The sequence below is a fragment of the Edaphobacter sp. genome (assembly GCF_028283685.1).
Taxonomy (GTDB): Bacteria; Acidobacteriota; Terriglobia; order Terriglobales; family Acidobacteriaceae; genus Edaphobacter.
In genome coordinates this window covers 913,718-930,687 of record NZ_JAPWKF010000001.1, presented here as the reverse complement: position 1 = coordinate 930,687, position 16,970 = coordinate 913,718, and the positions used below count along the sequence as shown (strand labels likewise).

General features: G+C 53.6%; 14 protein-coding genes and 1 pseudogene. 13 read left to right on the top strand and 2 right to left on the bottom strand.

Annotation, left to right across the window (positions count from 1 at the left end; all coding sequences use genetic code 11):
• Window positions 1-795 precede the first annotated feature (795 nt).
• Window positions 796-1,458 carry a response regulator transcription factor gene (locus tag PW789_RS03890; RefSeq protein WP_299371533.1) on the bottom strand — a complete coding sequence of 221 codons (663 nt, stop codon included), beginning with the start codon at window positions 1,456-1,458 and terminating at the stop codon, window positions 796-798.
• On the bottom strand, window positions 1,455-2,837 hold the full coding sequence (locus tag PW789_RS03885) for an ATP-binding protein (protein WP_299371530.1): 1,383 nt from the start codon (window positions 2,835-2,837) through the stop codon (window positions 1,455-1,457). The genes PW789_RS03890 and PW789_RS03885 overlap by 4 nt, the downstream gene beginning before the upstream one ends.
• A gap of 369 nt (window positions 2,838-3,206) precedes the next feature.
• On the opposite strand from PW789_RS03885, the gene PW789_RS03880 reads away from it, so the two are divergent.
• The 13 genes and pseudogenes from PW789_RS03880 (at window position 3,207) to PW789_RS03825 (ending at window position 16,916) form a co-directional block, all read left to right on the top strand.
• On the top strand, window positions 3,207-4,418 hold the full coding sequence (locus PW789_RS03880) for a TolC family protein (RefSeq protein ID WP_299371527.1): 1,212 nt from the start codon (window positions 3,207-3,209) through the stop codon (window positions 4,416-4,418).
• Entirely contained in the window at window positions 4,419-5,555 is a 1,137-nt protein-coding gene (locus PW789_RS03875; protein ID WP_299371524.1) for an efflux RND transporter periplasmic adaptor subunit, read from the top strand.
• Window positions 5,552-6,277 (top strand): efflux RND transporter permease subunit, encoded by a 726-nt coding sequence (locus PW789_RS03870; protein ID WP_299371521.1) that lies wholly within the window; start codon window positions 5,552-5,554, stop codon window positions 6,275-6,277. The genes PW789_RS03875 and PW789_RS03870 overlap by 4 nt, the downstream gene beginning before the upstream one ends.
• Window positions 6,261-8,690 carry a CusA/CzcA family heavy metal efflux RND transporter gene (locus tag PW789_RS03865; RefSeq protein ID WP_299371518.1) on the top strand — a complete coding sequence of 810 codons (2,430 nt, stop codon included), beginning with the start codon at window positions 6,261-6,263 and terminating at the stop codon, window positions 8,688-8,690. The genes PW789_RS03870 and PW789_RS03865 overlap by 17 nt, the downstream gene beginning before the upstream one ends.
• 566 nt (window positions 8,691-9,256) lie before the next feature.
• Window positions 9,257-10,045 carry a helix-turn-helix domain-containing protein gene (locus tag PW789_RS03860; protein ID WP_299371515.1) on the top strand — a complete coding sequence of 263 codons (789 nt, stop codon included), beginning with the start codon at window positions 9,257-9,259 and terminating at the stop codon, window positions 10,043-10,045.
• A gap of 255 nt (window positions 10,046-10,300) precedes the next feature.
• The gene (locus tag PW789_RS03855) at window positions 10,301-10,477 is read left to right on the top strand and encodes a hypothetical protein (protein ID WP_299371512.1); all 177 of its coding nucleotides are present in this window, start codon (window positions 10,301-10,303) and stop codon (window positions 10,475-10,477) included.
• Between the two features lie 25 nt (window positions 10,478-10,502).
• Window positions 10,503-11,552 carry an Atu2307/SP_0267 family LLM class monooxygenase gene (locus PW789_RS03850; RefSeq protein ID WP_367182470.1) on the top strand — a complete coding sequence of 350 codons (1,050 nt, stop codon included), beginning with the start codon at window positions 10,503-10,505 and terminating at the stop codon, window positions 11,550-11,552.
• 72 nt (window positions 11,553-11,624) lie between these two features.
• A complete protein-coding gene (locus PW789_RS03845; RefSeq protein WP_299371507.1) occupies window positions 11,625-13,277 on the top strand; it encodes an FAD-dependent oxidoreductase in 1,653 nt (550 codons plus the stop codon).
• 96 nt (window positions 13,278-13,373) lie between these two features.
• Window positions 13,374-13,964, top strand: a complete 591-nt coding sequence (locus tag PW789_RS03840) for an SDR family NAD(P)-dependent oxidoreductase (protein WP_299371504.1) — start codon at window positions 13,374-13,376, stop codon at window positions 13,962-13,964.
• Window positions 13,965-13,991: 27 nt separating this feature from the next.
• Window positions 13,992-14,084 (top strand): annotated as a pseudogene (locus tag PW789_RS20045) (SDR family oxidoreductase); the annotation flags it as partial.
• Between the two features lie 505 nt (window positions 14,085-14,589).
• Window positions 14,590-15,165: a sigma-70 family RNA polymerase sigma factor gene (locus PW789_RS03835; protein WP_299371501.1), complete on the top strand. Its 576-nt coding sequence runs from the start codon at window positions 14,590-14,592 to the stop codon at window positions 15,163-15,165.
• Window positions 15,162-16,205, top strand: coding sequence for a hypothetical protein (locus PW789_RS03830; protein WP_299371498.1), 1,044 nt, complete (start codon window positions 15,162-15,164; stop codon window positions 16,203-16,205). The genes PW789_RS03835 and PW789_RS03830 overlap by 4 nt, the downstream gene beginning before the upstream one ends.
• Window positions 16,206-16,256: 51 nt before the next feature.
• Window positions 16,257-16,916: a hypothetical protein gene (locus PW789_RS03825; RefSeq protein ID WP_299371496.1), complete on the top strand. Its 660-nt coding sequence runs from the start codon at window positions 16,257-16,259 to the stop codon at window positions 16,914-16,916.
• Window positions 16,917-16,970: the final 54 nt, after the last annotated feature.

The following is a 16,970-nucleotide window of genomic DNA, read 5'->3' as shown; positions in this document are numbered from 1 at the left end:
GTTCAGTTATTGCTATCATCAGCCGCTAACGCCTCCCCTTCAGTGAATCCTTCAAGCACGGATCACTCCGTTCTCGCAGAACTATAGTCGCTCTTGATCAAGAGCTTGGGTTCCTAGGTATCTATGAGCCGGTGAGTCACCACTTCTCACACGTTTTTTGTATGTGAGTCGCTTGTACCGAGCCTTGGGTCGCGGATCCCATTGGGGTTAACCTGGCCGGAGTTGACATGCCGAGGCGGCCGGGTGTGGTGGGTGAAGCGTACATCGCTCCGGTCGGGCAGGAGCTTCGTTACTACCGTTTGAAGCCGTTCCCACAATTTTCGCGGTGATCGTGAGGCGGTCCGGACGACAGGGGAACATGAATCGACGCGTACTAGCGGTGTTCAAGACTTTGGCTATCGGGGCCTTCGCCTTGGGTGTCCACTGTAGTTATGGACAGCGCCAAGGTGCAGGGCGATTTGCCCGAAATCGCTGATACCGAAGCTCTTATCCGTATCCTTCAATCCCTTCCACATGGCTTACTCCTCACAAGAAGGTTCCAACTGCTTCGGAGCTTACGTCGCTACATAAATACAGCCTCAACCAACTGACCAGTACTAATTTTTGAGTAGCCCCATCGGCTCACTCAATATGTACCTATTGTTAAACGGCATTTCTGCCCCAGTGGCGATGAGCTTTCACTGGGGCACACCGTGATACATTCGTTCGTGTATTTATTTGCCTCTATTTCATGAAGCACTTACGCTGCAAGCTACTTTAGTTCCTATACTATTCGTCGTTCTCTGTTTTCAAATATTAGTCCCGCAGCTTCAACCAATCAGGGGAGTATTTCTCGATAGCGATCCTAACAAGCTGACTGCGTGTTCTTACTCCTGCTTTGTTGAATAGCTCCTGGATGGTGGCCTTTACGGAAGTTTCTGAAACTTGCAACTTCGAAGCGATCTCTTTGTTTGTAAGACCATCAAGGATGCTGTGCAAAACTTGCCGCTGCCGTTCGCTGAGGGCACGAACGTTCTGCGTGGATTCTGATTTTGGCTGTGAACTTGTGATTAGAGAACGCATGACGGCAGTATCTAACCACATTTCGCCTTTCGATACCTTCTGAATTGCCTCTTTAAGTTGGCTCGGACGGCTATGTTTGAAGATGACTCCGGATACTCCCGCGTTGAGTGCGGCATGCGTAACGCTCTCTCTCATCCCTGCCGTCACTATCAATACTCTGACGCTACTTCCGCATGCTTGGAGGTTGCGCAATAGATCGGTTCCAAATTCTTCTCCGAGGTCATAATCCAACAGAATGATGTCCACGGAAGTTACGCTGAGTAGCCGAAGCGCTTCGGCAATGGTCGCGCATTGTCCTACAACGCTGAACTCGGGCTCTGCCTCCAGCAGACGCGCAAGACTTTCGCGAAAGAGGTCGTGATCGTCAAGCAATAAAATGCGGACTGGAGTGCTCATGAATACTTCTCGATTCGACCTGTCGAAGATAGTTGGACGATAAAACTTGCTCCTCCGGAAATCGTACGATATCGTAGCTCACCACCGAAGGAGCGCATGAGTGCGCGCGACAGATAGAGACCAAGGCCTGTATTTTGGGCTCCATTCTGGAATGGGTGAAAGAGTTTTTCTGGGTGCTTGACGCCGCCGCCATTGTCCGCGAATTCAACTAAGACGCAGCCATGCTCTGTTCTGACGGAGATGGACAACGCCTTTCCTTCTCCCAGAGATAATGCGCGATGGCTGTTCGAGGTTAGATTGAGAAAGACCTGCATTAGGCTGGCGCGGTCTGCCCAAACCAGCGGCAGGTCCGGTTCGACTATCCAGTTACATTCAATAGCGTCATCATGCAAAGACGGTGAGATGACTATCCGCAAGTCGTCGAGTAGAGATATAAGGTCGACTTCTGTGGCATGGTCAGGGGATTGTTGAAGATCAACTGCCGCAATCCTCTCTAACGCAAGAACCAGGTTCCCGAGAGCTTCAAAGTCTTTATTCTGCGCCATTCCTCCACTGCGGGAGAGGTTCTGATGAACGACTGCAATGGCTCCACAAACATTACGGATTTCATGAGAAACCGCAGCAACTGCAATGCGCAATCCCGACATCATCTGCCGCAATCCTGTTTCTTCGCGAGTCCGGAGTTCTTCAGAGGCATCGAGAATCATGGCTGCCAAGCGAGTTCCTGTGTCGGTGCGATAGGTCGAGAAGCAAATATCGGCGAGAAACACTTCGCCATCCTCCCGTTCGCCACGGGATTGCATAACCGTGCGGAATAACTGCTGGTTTGCGCCGTAGCGTGGAAGCCTGGAGAGTGCTGGAAAATAACGCTGGATCGAACGGCCGGCAAGCGGAGTGCTTCCAAGAGCTAGCATTCGATGCGCTGCGTCGTTGGCCATGAGCACACGTCCGTCGGCGTCGGCCATGATGATGGCCGCGGGGCTGCTTTCGATCAGCACCCTCAGTTGCTCTTCAGCTTCGTGGCGCGCGTCTCTCTGTTGCTCGATTTCATGAAGATGCTCGATTACGATCAAGCGGTTTCGGTTCACCTCGTGAATGAAGAGGCCCACGAGGAAGAAAGCGGCGAAATACAGGACATCGCGTGGCAGTCCGGTCGTAGCATTCCAGGCAAAAACGTCAAAGATCTCTGTAAGAAACGTACATATAGCCGCAACACCGGCAATTTGCAAAGGAGGAAGCACTCTGCCAATCAGCAACATGGGCAGCAGATAGAGAAAGCCAAGAGGCAGGTCGTTGACGAAATGCCAGTCACAAAAGGCGATGACCGCGATCAAGAGACCTGTAAGGAGCAAGACGGTTTTCTTTTCACTCCGGAGCATGAATCCAAATCTCCGGGAGTCTACTCGGACGCGATTGCTCCAGGATCGAATTTTCTGGTCAAGCCACACGAGGGATAGAACCTTTTTCTCTCTACTCATCATGACATCCAGTCCCAACTAAATGATCGAGGTGACTAAAAGATAACCTCTCGCGCCCCGAAGATAAGGTGGGCATTCGGGGGATGACCGTATATCTATCTAATACAAAGGGTTTTCAGGGTCTTGTCAGTTTGTACCGTCGCATCTGTGCGGAGGCCAATCCAGAGGGGAACCCGTAAACAAATGCATATTTCGATGCACCTGAAACAGCTTCTACTACGTCGCCCTCTGTATTTTCTAGGTATCTTCATGACGCTCGGAAGTTCGATTATGAGCGCGCAAACCAGCTACACATGGAACCAAGTCAAGGACAAATTCGAATCTGCGAACCCCGCGCTAAAGGCCGACGCCATCAATGTTCAAGAGATGAAGGCTGCCGAGACTACGGCATACCTGCGCCCGAATCCACAGTTCACCCTGTCCACGGATGGCACGCAGATAGCTCGTTATCAAGGAGTTTGGAAACCCACGACTGGCACTCAGGTTTCTCCGGCCTTAAGTTACCTGCATGAACGGCAGAACAAACGCGAATTGCGGCTGGAGAGCGCAAAACAAGGTACCCAGATTGCTACCTCGCAACATCAGGATCTGGAACGTAATCTCCTATTCAATCTCCGTACAGCCTTTATCCAAACGTTGCAGGCGAAGGCGATTGTGGAGTTGTCGCGACAGGAACTTGACTACTACGACCACATCATAGAAATCAGCCGGACGCGGCTCAAGGATGGGGATTTAGCGCAGATCGATCTGGACAGGATTGAGCTGCAGCGAGTTCAGTACGAGTCCGACCTGCAAACAGCCGAGGTAAATCTGCGCACATCCAAGATCCTGCTGCTGCAGTTATTGAATGACAGAACCTCAGTGGAGCAATTTGATGTGGAGGGCCCATTCGATTTCTCCGATCAGTTGCAGCCACTGGACGCTTTTCGCCAGATCGCGCTTGATAACCGCCCGGACCTGAAGGCTGCTCTTCAATCTGTTCAGCAGGCGGATACAAACCACAAGCTCGCATTCGCCAATGGCTCGACCGATCCGACGTTTAGCGGCTGGTATACATACAACCCATCGTTCAACAACTCCTATGCTCATCAGACCATCGGTGCAAGCGTGAACATTCCCCTGCGCCTCTTTGATCGCAATCAAGGGGAAAAACAACGCACCCAGTTGGACATCGATCGCAACCAGCGATTGATCGACGTGGCGAGAGCTCAGGTGTTCGGTGACGTGGACTCGGCCTACGTCCAGGTGAATAGCAATATTATCTTGCTGCGGCCGTACAAGGGGAGATATCTGGCCCAGGCAGTGCGTGTCCGCGAGACCGTTACATATGCCTATCAACACGGTGGGGCTTCGCTGATGGATTTTCTGAATGCGCAAAGCGACTACCGCAATGTGCAATTGGCCTATCTCCAATTAATCGGTTCCTATCTGTCTGCCGTTAGTCAATTGAATTTGGCCGTTGGGCGCGAGGTTATCCAATAAATGAACACATTCTTTCTCAAGAGCGTCGGTTGCGTCACCCTCTGCCTGTCATTGACTGCATGTGAAAAGAAGTTCAATCCAGCCGAGGGGGCACCGCCCTCAGCGCAGGATGTGAAGACAGGCGACATGAGCCTGATCACCGTTGATAAACCGGATCACTTCCCGTTGGTTTCCGCAGAGAAGATGGAGGCTGTCACCGAATTGAAAGTCACGGGAACCGTCAACCCTGACATCTCGCGCGAAGTTCCTGTTATCTCGTTGGCGAGCGGCCGTGTGGTGGACATCAAGGCGCGACTCGGCGACAACGTCAAAAAAGGCCAACTGTTGCTCAGAGTTCAAAGTCCCGACAGCACCAATGCCTTTGACAGCTATCTTAAGGCCGTCAATGACGAACGGCTCTCGAATAAAGCTTATGTGCGCGCTGAGGATCTTTATAAACATGGCGCCATACCTCTCAGCGCGTTGGAGCAAGCCGAAGACGCAGAAAAGAATATGCAGGCGGATCTCACTGCCGCCGAAGAGCAATTGAAGACTCTCGGCGTCGACAAGGACCACCCCAGCAGTATCGTTCCCGTCTACGCACCTATCTCTGGCATCATCATCAGCCAAAACGTAACCAATGCGGCCGCTGCAGGCGTTGCTTTTGCCGGATCATCTACGGCGTTTACGATCGCTGATCTGTCCAACGTCTGGATTCTCTGCGATGTCTATGAGAATGATCTCTCTAAGATCGCATTAGGACAGACCGCGAGAATCAGGATCAACGCCTATCCAGATCGTGAGTTGACCGGACGAATCTCCGACATTGGGCCAGTTCTCGACCCCAATATCCGCACAGCAAAAGTACGTCTTGAAGTTAGGAACCCCGGCATTCTCAGGGTCGGGATGTTCGCCACCGCAATCTTTGAAGGCAAGGCTAAAGAGCCCCATTCTGTCGTTCCTGCTACAGCGGTTCTGCACTTGCATGATCGCGACTGGGTCTTCGTGTCTGTCGGCGACAACCACTTCAAGCGCTATGAAGTTCATAGCGGTCGGATACTGGATGGGAACAGGCAGGAGATACTCTCCGGCATCTCAGCAGGTCAACAAGTCGTATCGAACGTTCTCCAACTGGAAGCCACGCTGGAGGCACAATGATTCGTGCGCTCGTCGACTTTGCGCTGCGAAGCCGTTTTCTGGTCCTGGCATTTGCCATACTGCTCTTTGCCTGGGGCGCGATCTCCTTCCATAACTTGCCCGTCGAAGCATACCCGGATGTTGCCAACAACTACGTCAACATCATCACGCAATGGCCGGGACACTCCGCGGAGGATATTGAACAACAGGTGACGGTTCCTGTTGAGATTCAAATGGCGGGCATTCCTCACTTGCAGCATCTTCGATCGACCACGCTGGCCGGCCTATCGAGCATCATGCTCATCTTCGACGATGAATCGGACAATAACTGGAACCGCGAACGTGCTGTTGAGCGAATGGGAATGGTCTCCTTACCTGCGGGGCTCGTCCCTCAGCTAGGCACCGATTGGAGTCCCGTTGGCCAGATTTTCTTCTACACGATAGAGAGTAAGAACCCTGAGATTGACGTGATGGAGATCAAGTCAATCGAGGACTGGACGCTCGAAAAGCAGTTCAAGCAAGTCCCAGGTGTCGTAGATGTCACCAGTCTGGGGGGGGAGACGAGGGAGTATCAGATCCGTCTCGATCCAGACAAGCTTGTTTCGTATGGATTGAGCATCGCACAGATCGAACAGCAGTTGGCCAACAACAATACCAATGCCGGCGGAAGTTTTATCGTTGCTGGAGCACAGCAGATCAATGTGCAGGCTGCGGGTCTCTTCGAGAATGTTCCAGCAAATTGAGAACACACTTATCAAAACGCAGGCCGGTACGGCTCTACGGGTGAAAGATGTCGCTGTCGTCGAACAAGGACCAAAAATTCGACTCGGGCAAAACGGAATAACAATTCATCGTGTGGACGGGAAGCTCGTTGACAATTCCAGTGTCGTAGAAGGAATCTGTCTGCTTCAAAAGGGAGCCGACGCCGATCCTACCTTGCGTGGAATCGAGGCCAAGGTTCGCGAGTTGAACGATCACATCCTTCCTAAAGGCGTCAAGATTGTTCCGTTTCTCGATCGCAGTGATCTCATCCACTTCACCACACATACAGTGCTGCACAATCTGACCGAGGGGCTCATCCTGGTGGTGATCATCCTCTTTCTCTTTCTTGGTAATGTACGCGGCGCCATCATTGTTGCCATTACGATTCCATTTTCTTTGCTCTTTGCCTCCATATGCCTGGACTTGAGGCATATCCCAGCGAACCTGCTCTCACTTGGTGCACTGGACTTCGGTATGGTTGTCGATGGCGCCGTTGTGATGGTGGAAAATATCGTCCGTCACTTGAATCAGCAGGGAAGAGAAACAGAAACTCCTGCAGAAAAGATCAAGGTAGCCGCGCACGAAGTACAGCGTCCTGTTTTTTTTGCCATTGGCATCATTATCACAGCGTATCTGCCAATCTTCACTTTGCAGGCAGTAGAGGGACGGCTCTTCAAGCCGATGGCATGGACCGTTGCCTTCGCGTTGCTGGGCGCTCTGATCTTCTCCATCATCATTGCTCCGGTACTGGCCAGCTTCCTGTTCCGCAAAGGAGCGAAGGAGTGGGAGAATCCGGTGATGCACTTCCTAACAGAACGCTACCGTCGAAGTGTAACCTGGGCCATTCATCATCATGGAGTCACACTTGGCGTCGCTATTCTTGGACTTTGCATTGCAGCCTACCTGGCTTTCGGTGGTGTTATCGGTTCTGAGTTTTTACCGCATCTGGACGAGGGAGCAATCTGGGTACGTGGCACACTCGCACCAAGCACAGGGCCAGACGAGAGTGTGTCGATCGCAAACAGAGCGCGGCTGATCCTGGCGTCTTTCCCGGAAGTGACGGAAGCTACCAGCCAGGCGGGCAGGGCGGACGATGGCACGGATACTACCGGCTTCTTCAACACGGAATACTACGTCGGCTTGAAACCAAAAGAGCAGTGGCGTCCCCTATTTCACGAGAATAAAGAAAACCTGATCGCCTCTATGAATCAGCAACTGGAAAAGATTCCCGGTGTCATCTGGAATTTCTCACAACCTATATCCGACAACGTAGAGGAAGCCGTAAGTGGTGTGAAAGGTGAACTGTCAGTCAAGATTTACGGTGACGATCTAAGGACGCTCGAGGAGAAGGGCACTCAAATCGTAAGCATTATGAGCAGGATTCAAGGCGTCCAGGACCTTGGTTTATTCCGCGTGATCGGTCAACCCAATCTGACTTTCACAGTGGACCGAGAAGCCGCGGCTCGCTTCGGGATCAATGTTGCCGATGTGCAGGACGCGATTCAGACAGCTGTTGGTGGAAATGCTGTCAGTAAGGTCCTTCGCGGGGAAGCTCGTTACGATCTGGTTCTTCGCTATCAGCAACAATACCGCGACACTCGAGAAGCGATCGAGAACGTGCGCCTTCTGTCCCCCACGGGAGAGCGTGTGTCTCTGGCACAGCTGACTAAAGTCACTGCCATCGACGGAGCTGAAGAAGTCTACCGCGAAGGGCAGCAGCGCTACATCCCCGTCAAATATAGCGTTCGTGGTCGTGATATGGGGAGCGCTGTTGAAGAAGCTATCGACAAAGTCAATAAAGAAATAAAGCTTCCTCCCGGCTATCACGTTGAATGGGCTGGCGAATATGAAAGTCAAAAACGTGCTAATAAACGTTTGTTGGTGGTACTGCCGGTCACGGTTCTCCTGATCTTCTTCATCCTGTATTCGATGTTTAAGTCTTTCAAGTGGGCGATGTTGATCATTGCCAATGTCGCAATGGCGCCTATTGGTGGATTGCTTGCGCTCTTTATTACTCGAACTCATTTCAGCGTCTCCTCAGGAGTTGGGTTTCTTGCCCTCTTCGGAGTTTCAGTACAGACCGGTGTCATCATGCTGGAGTACATCAATCAGTTGCGCGCACGCGGCAACTCCGTTGAGGAGTCAGCTATTGAAGGCGCCGTGCTGCGACTGAGACCCATCATGATGACAATGCTCGTGGCAACATTGGGGTTGCTCCCAGCAGCAATGTCCCGTGGCATTGGTTCTGATTCCCAGCGTCCATTCGCCATTGTGATCGTTGGAGGCTTGCTCGCTGCACTCATTATGAGCATCTTCCTGCTCCCGACTCTTTATGTGTGGATTGCACGGGAAAACGACGTCTTACCGGTTCCGGAGACAGAGTTTGCGAACTGATGCGCGACGCGCCCGGTTATCGAAAAAGCGATCCCACCACTCGAGGAGATCGTCGAAATACTCCCGTGAGCGGCTCTATTGGATTGCACTTGTACCGATGGCTGTCGTTGTTCTCTGGAACATGGTGCTAGTTGCACTAGAATTGATCGATCAATGGCTCAGATAAGCCAGGGCATGATCTTTGGGGTAGATAGCCCGCGCTGCAGTGTCGGCATAACCTCAGTACTCAATGAGTGAGTCGCCTGTTTACACCAATTGAGAATCGTAGTTGTCATAAACCCAGCTTACAGTGCATGTGGCGCCGCTTAGTTAATTGACGTGCTCAAGCCTTGAGCACATCAACGCAATACGCCACGTCCATTCCAGGTGCTATCTTGTTCTTTCCGATATCAAGGACGGTTAGAGAGCAAGAGGTCCACTTATACTCCTGATACATGGAAAAGCGTTCACGGAAACTCACAAATACCGCAGTCCGCACGGCAAGCGGCATCGGCGTCCGTTCTTCGCGGCGTCCGAATGCAGATTGGAGCAACGGAGTTCCAGTACGCCGCGAGAAGCAGCCCCCCATGGCAGCTGTCTCAAACGAAAAGCTCTGGATCGTGCTGAATCGCGCCCATCAAGCGATCGATGAATGTCTTGTCTACAACATTACTGCCAGAGGGATTGCAACGAGCGACTTCATCGTTCTCGAAGTTCTTCTGCATAGCGCACCATTAGCCGCTTTAGCTATTTCCGAAAAGACACGGTTGGCGGCGACCTCCGTCGAGATAACCATCTCTCGTCTTCGCCAACAGAAACTGATCTGTGCCCAGACCCGCCGCGCGAATGAGCAGGAGAGCTTCGTGTTAACCGATCAAGGAAAGAATCTGATTGAGTGGATGTTTGCGGAACATCTCAAGGATATCGAAGGGATCTTCGGCATCCTGTCCAGCGAGAAGCGATTCGATCTCTATCAGTTGCTGCGGAAGGTTGGCCGTAACGCGGAGAGTCGTCGTACGATGCCTGGAGTAGATGCTGGCGGCGGTCTCACTCCCTGGCAGTTGCGCCGCGCTACAGAATTCGTACGACAGAGAATGGCCGATCCGATCACTACCAAGGAGATCGCCGCTTCGGTTGAACTTTCGGACTCGTACTTTCGCAGAGCATTCAAAAACGCCACTGGTGTCACCCCGCACAAGTGGCTTCTCGGTGCGCGGATCAAACACGCCCAGAAGCTACTCAAAGAAACAGCAATGCCGATGTCCGAGATCGCGTCCGTGACCGGATTCGGGGACCAGAGCCACTTCTCACGGACTTTCCAGCGGACTACGGGTGTCTCGCCACGCATATGGCAGAGGGACCACAATCTTCGGTAAGTAACTCCTTGCAACCGATCGAGCTGCGTTTTCGTTTGGATTTTGCGTAGACGGGCGGCACAAGGGATCGCTGGCTCGCAGATCTCGTGCGTCTGTTTGCGCAGCGCTCATCCCACTTGCACCATACCCTCCGATTCAAGAGAAGCGGATTAGGCAACACAGGGCCGTTATCTGCAAGACAGAGAGCAGAGCGGGAGGCGATGCTTGCTTTGACGGGATAAGACCGTCGGAACCGAACGCAAGGAAGGAGAGATCATGCCCCTCAGGCATCGGGAGTCGCTCGACTACGATCGCCTGATGCGTGAGTATCCCACCCGCGTATTCAACGAGCGTGACTCGAATACCAGGCTCAAGGCAATTCAGGAGATCTATGCCGACGGCCGGGGCTTATCCGGCGGGGAAGGGCATGGACTACGCTGCAATCTAGGCTAGGTATAAGTTCTAGGGCTCAGCCCTAATGAGGAGAAACATGGAAATCGGTATTGATAGTTTTGCTGCAGTTCTTCCAGATCCAAAGACGGGCAAGCCTCCGTCAGGAGAGGATCGCATGGCAGATCTTCTCGATGAGATTGCACTGGCCGACAGAGTAGGTCTTGACGTGTTTGGTGTCGGCGAGCACCACCGCGCGGAGTTTCTAGACTCTGCCCCGGCAGTGATTCTCGCAGCGGCGGCTGCGAGGACAAGGACGATACGACTGGCCAGTGCGGTCACCGTGTTGAGTGCAGCCGATCCTGTACGTGTGTTTCAGGAGTTTGCGACTCTGGACCTCATATCGAAGGGCCGCGCCGAGATTGTTGTTGGCAGGGGATCTTTCGGTGAGGCGTTCCCGCTCTTCGGGTTGGAGCCGCGTGATTATGATGCTCTCTTTGCCGAGAAGCTGGATCTCCTCGTCAAGCTTCGCGAGACGAGTCATCCGAGGTGGCAGGGAAAGTTCCGTCCTGCATTGACGGGGCAAGGAGTATTCCCGCGTCCGTTGCAGGAACAGCTTCCGATCTGGCTGGGAGTGGGGGGTACGCCGGAGTCGTTCTTCCGAGCGGGTGCACTCGGACTGCCGCTGATGGTCGCTATCATCGGAGGCGATTTTCAACGGTTTAGACCTCTGATTGATCTCTATCGCAAGGGGGGAGAGGAAGGCGGCTATACGCCGGATCAGCTGAAAGTTGGCGTCCACGCAATGGGTTTCGTTGCTGAGACCTCGCAGGAGGCCAGAGATGCCTTCTTTCCCGGCTGGTCACACATGGTCACGACGATCGGACGTGAGAGGGGATGGTCTGCACCTTCACGGCAACAGTTCGATGCAACCGCGGGTCCGGGGGGTGCTTACCTGATCGGGGATCCAGAATATGTCGCCCAAAAGATGCTCGAGGCAAGTGATGTGCTTGGCGGGGTCAGCCGCATCACGTTTCAGATGAGTTCAGCATCTTTGGAAACCGCTGCGATGAAGCGGTCGATCGAGTTGCTGGGGACCGAGGTTGCACCAAGGGTGCGAGCTTCCGTGAATGTTTGACCCAAGCGCATCCGTGCAACCAAGGAGTTTCATGATCACTCGTCTGATACGAGTGTTTGGAAAGGTGGAAAGATGTCTCTCTCTGAAGATCCGGCCGTGAATCCGATGCTCAACGAGGACGCTATCGCAAAGCTCCGAATCCTGGGGGAATCTCGCGAAGTGTCTGCGGGAGAGATTGTCATCTCTCAAGGCGAGCCCATGACGAGCCTGATTATCGTCGAATCGGGGAATCTGGCTGTAGAGATTCGTAATCACTCGGCCACGTCACATCTTGGGGATCATGGTTCCAGGCAATTCTTTGGAGATGTCGATCTCCTGTCAGGGCGACCAAGTGTGATCAGCGCCCGCGTGACGGCGTCGGGTACGTTTCTTTTCGTGCCGCGGGCGGAGTTGAAGCAACTGATGGCGTCTGACACGCAGCTTGGAGAACTGCTGTTGCGAACCTTCATTCTGCGACGGGTCGAACTGCTCGCCAAGGGCCACGCGGATGGAGTACTGGTCGGATCGCGTAATTCTGTAGGAACACTGCGCATTCGAGAGTTTCTTACTCGAAATGGTTATCCCTACTCCTTTCTTGATCTGGAGCGCGATAAGGAAGTTCAGTCCGCGATGGACGCTTTCGATCTCACTCTTGAGGACATCCCAGTCCTGATCCTCCATGGCAAGGATGTTCTCCGGAATCCGAGCGACGCCGAGATCGCTGCATGTCTAGGCTTGAACGCCAGCATAAACCCAGACGAAATCCGCGATGTAGCCATCGTTGGTGCCGGGCCGGCCGGGCTCTCTGCTGCGGTCTACGCTGCGTCGGAAGGCCTCAGCGCGATCGTGTTAGAGACCAAGGCTCCTGGCGGCCAGGCGGGCTCAAGCTCCAAGATCGAGAACTATCTTGGGTTCCCAACCGGCATCTCCGGTCTCGAACTCGCATCCCGTGCCTACACGCAATCGCAGAAGTTTGGTGCTGAGCTGCTCATTGCACGATCGGCCGTACAGCTTTCCTGCGCCGGACAGCCCTACGAGCTTAGGACCAGCGATGATACGTCGATCAGGTGCGCAGCCGTTGTAATCGCAACGGGCGCGCAGTATCGCAAACTCCCGCTTCCAAACCTTGAAGCGTATGAGGGTGTTGGGATCTACTATGGCGCGACCAGCATTGAAGCGCAGTCCTGCGGCGGTGAAGAGGTCATTGTGGTGGGAGGAGGCAACTCGGCTGGGCAGGCCGCGGTGTTCCTTTCACAAACCGCACGCCATGTTCACATGCTGATACGACGCGGTGATCTCTCTGACACCATGTCTCGCTATCTGATCCAGAGGATTGAACAGAGCCCTAAGATAACGCTCCACTCCTATACCGAGATCGTCGAGCTTCAAGGAGACGGCCATCTGGAGAGTGTCGTGTTGAGAGACACACGCACGGATCGTAGAGAACTCCGGAACGTCCGCCACGTCTACCTTATGACTGGAGCGACTCCAAACACCGAGTGGTTACGCGGATGTGTCGTTCTGGATGACAGGGGATTTGTAAAGACAGGCACAGATCTGACCTGGGATGAACTGAACGGGGCGCATTGGCCGCTGCAGCGCAGGCCGCACTTGCTGGAAACGAGCCTTCCAGGTGTCTTCGCTGTAGGGGATGTTCGATCCGGCAGCGTCAAGCGGGTAGCGTCTGGAGTCGGCGAGGGAGCACTCTCCGTTCACTTCCTTCACCTGGCACTGGCAGAGCATTAGAGGCACGGATAGCGATCCCAGCGCACTAGCTGGCTACGTCAACTAAACAGCAGTGCGAGAGGACAAGGCAATGATTGATCTGAAGGAAAGCGCGCATTGGTAACAGGAGGGTCGCGGGGCATCGGTGCCGCAATTGCGCAGGCTTTGGCAGAAAACGGAGCCGACGTGGCGATTACTTATCAGCATTCGTCCGAGAAGGCTTTAGCAGTAGCCACATCAATCCAGAAGATGGGACGTCGCGCAGCCGCCATCCAGGCTGACAGCGCTGCTCCGGAGGCCATCACACGCTCCGTGAGAGAAGTCGTTTCAGCACTCGGCGGACTGGATATTCTCGTCAACAGCGCGGCTATCGGTCACATGGGAATGATCGCGGATCTTGACGTGCAGGAATATCAGGCAGTGATGGACACCAACGTGCGGGGGCCGGTGCTGTTCGCGAAGGTAGTTATTCCGCATCTAGCCGAAGGCGGCCGCATCGTCACGATTGGACCTGCTCTCGGAGAGCGAGTTTCGTTCCCAGAGATTACGACCTATACGATGTCCAAAGCCGCACTCACATCGTTCACGCGAGGTCTTTCACGCGAACTCGGCCCAGAGGTATCACCGCGAATCTCGTGCAGCCAGGGGCTACCGATACAGATGCGAACCCGGAGAATGGCGCAGGTTCCGACTTCCAGCGAAGTCTGACTTCCTTGGTGCGCTACGGAGCCGCGCGAGATTGCGAATGCGGTGGTATTTCTTGCAAGTGCCGCTGCTAGCGTGATTACAGGCGCCGTTTTAACCGCCGACGCCGGCGCGATCGCCTGAGCGCACTTGATCCTGTGCCAACAGGCTGATTGCTTGCACTAAAGATTCATCGTGTTCTCTATTTTTCAACTTGGGAGAATGAATCACTCAGTTGGCAATGTGACCCTCCTCGGGCAAAATCTGGGGCAAAGCATGTCGATCGTGCCCGCAACGCGGTCTGGCGCACCATATCGTGGAACATGCTTAGTCCACGATATGTACTAGACCAGGTCTTACGAACGCGATTCTCGTTGGCCCCGTTGCCACGAGCGGCCCATGAAGGGTAGCAACTCAAATGCGTGCAGCAGTACCGGTAGACCGAGGAATGTTGCAATTGTCACATTGCGGAACGAATCCTAATCGCTGACACATAGAACCGGCGGGATCCAGACGGTCCACACGTCGATGGTGAAAGAAACTTCTGTAAACAGGGGGTAAAAAAGCCGTCCCTGTTACGTTTTAGAGGTAAGAACCGAAAATCCAGGGTTTCACTGCGGGGAATGTGATATTTCCATCGGATAAATTCGTGTTTGTTCCGCGCGATGGCGCGGCGCATGACGGCAGTTATATTCCACGGCTTTCCGGAACAACTGAGATGCCGTCACGCCTCGAACGCGACTTTGTAGCACTCTACGATCTGCTTAGACCCTCCCTTCTAGGTTATCTAGCCGGTCTCGGACTGGTCCGAGAGGAGGCCGAAGACGTTATTCAAGAGAGTTTTCTACGTCTGCTGGCACAGGACGATGCCCCATCTCATGGCAACCATCTACGAGCGTGGCTTTTTCGGGTAGCACACAATCTGGCCATGGACCGCTTCCGTTCCTCCACGTATAGGACGGCCCTCTCTGGTGTCGATGTTGCAGATCTTGATCAGGAATTGCTGGATGGCTCGCTTGGTCCAGAAGAACTGGCTATTCAGAAGCAGCAGTGGGAGACTGCGCGGCAGGCGATCGACAAACTGACCGAGAAGCAAAAGCACGCCATTCTTCTCCGTTCCGAGGGGCTGCGTTACCGGGAAATCTCCAACGTTCTAGGCGTCAGCGTCAAACGCGTCTCTGAACTCATTCAAAGGGCCTTGGTTCGCATCGCAGGTGATCAATGAAGTACTCAATTAAACCCGTGATCTCTCTTCGGCATCTCTCGGACGAGACTCTGACTCGTCAAGTCAGTGGAGAGTTGAATACCGTTCAATGGTTTGTCGCGGACTACCATCTGGCGCGCTGCTGGCAGTGCCGCTCGAGGAAGGATGACTTGGAGCAGGCGGCGCGTCTTGTTCTTTCTTATCGCCGGGCTCGGCTTGCAACATTTGCGACGAGCAATGATCAGTTCCGAAATGAGTTTCTCGCAAAAGTGGCAAAGCAATCCACACAAAGGAGAGCTTTAGGGGAGGGAATCGGGCCATCCTTAAGGCTATTCAAGAGCTTCAGCATGAATCCAGTGGTTGCGAGTCTCGTTGTCGTTGTCGTGGCGATTGGCTTACTTCTGATGATCTGGAGTCGGCCTCTTCCAACCGTGTCCGCAAGCGAGGTATTAGACCGTGCGCTTACGCGCGAAAAGCAGCTTCAATCCCAGCATAAGCAAGGTGTGTTGTATCAGCAGGTGTCTATCCGCTCCAGTGACAGAACGATCCATCGCGCGATCTACTCCGATCTTTCCGGCCGGAGACGAGCTCGCCCAGTGGCACTTACAGAACAGGATAGTCATCTCCAAGGCCAGCTGATCTCCAATGGCGTGGACTGGGACAACCCCCTATCAGCAGAAAGCTATCGACGCTGGAGAGCGTCACAGAGAGGACCAGTAGACGTCGTCAAGCGCACGAGAGAGAACGAGCTGACGGTTGAAACCACGGTTGAAGGCGGTGTCATTGTGAAGGAATCGATCACCGTACGCGCGGACGACTATCATCCCATCCGGAGGACGATCGAAACCCAGGGGCGTCAGGTCTATGAGATTGCCGAGTTGAATTATGCAGTTCTTGGTTGGTCGGCCGTCAACGAGGCGCTCTTCGAGCCTCTCCACGAAGTAGCAAGAATGCGGCCAGTCCTGGTACCTCTTGTCCAGCGTGCAAGCACTTTGCAGCTTCAGCAGTCTGAGATCGAGGCGCGAATTGCACTCCACGCCATCGGAGCGGATTTAGGTTAGCCCATTAGCGTCCAGATCCAGCCCGACCGATCCCACGTTGTAATTACAGCGATGGTCAACACCGCAGAGCGGAAGCAGGAGCTGGTTGCTGCTCTTCACTCGATCCCAAACCTCTCGCTGCGTTTAGAAACTTTAGATGAAGCAACTACAAAGGTTGCTCCGGTAAGGGAAATCGAACAGCATGTCATTGCCGTGACGGCGAGACCGGCCTTCGCTGGAGCAATCGTAAAGATCATCCCAGATTCCGAAGATCGCTCTCATTTTATTGAGCAGACCCTGACATCCGTTGACCTCGCGATGTCTCACGCCTGGGCGCTGCGAAGGTTAGAAGAGCGTTACCCCAATGGGCAGATTGATCAGCTCGATCAATCTGGCAAACAGTCGCTTGAGCTCCTGCTAAAGGACCACATAACCGTTCTGAATCATCAGATCGAAGTTGCCGAGCAATCTCTTGCACGGCTTGGTGCGACTGCAGACCTTCCATCTCAGCGAATGGCAAGACCGGGTCCGGAAGATAGCTGGCAACGCTCCGTCGTGTCAATCTTTGAGTCAACCGAGCAGATGCAGTCAGGTATACGAGGAATTCTCATAGCAACAGATAGTCCGGACAAGCAGGACCTTGCTACTGCAGTCGCTGAAACACAGCATCGGATAGATGTTTTGCGTGACAGGGTCGCATCGCTGTCAGGCACAGTTGGCAGTTCGTTCTAAATCACCCTCTGCTCCAAGCCGAGTCGAGGGGAAATGCACCCATCCTTACGTTGG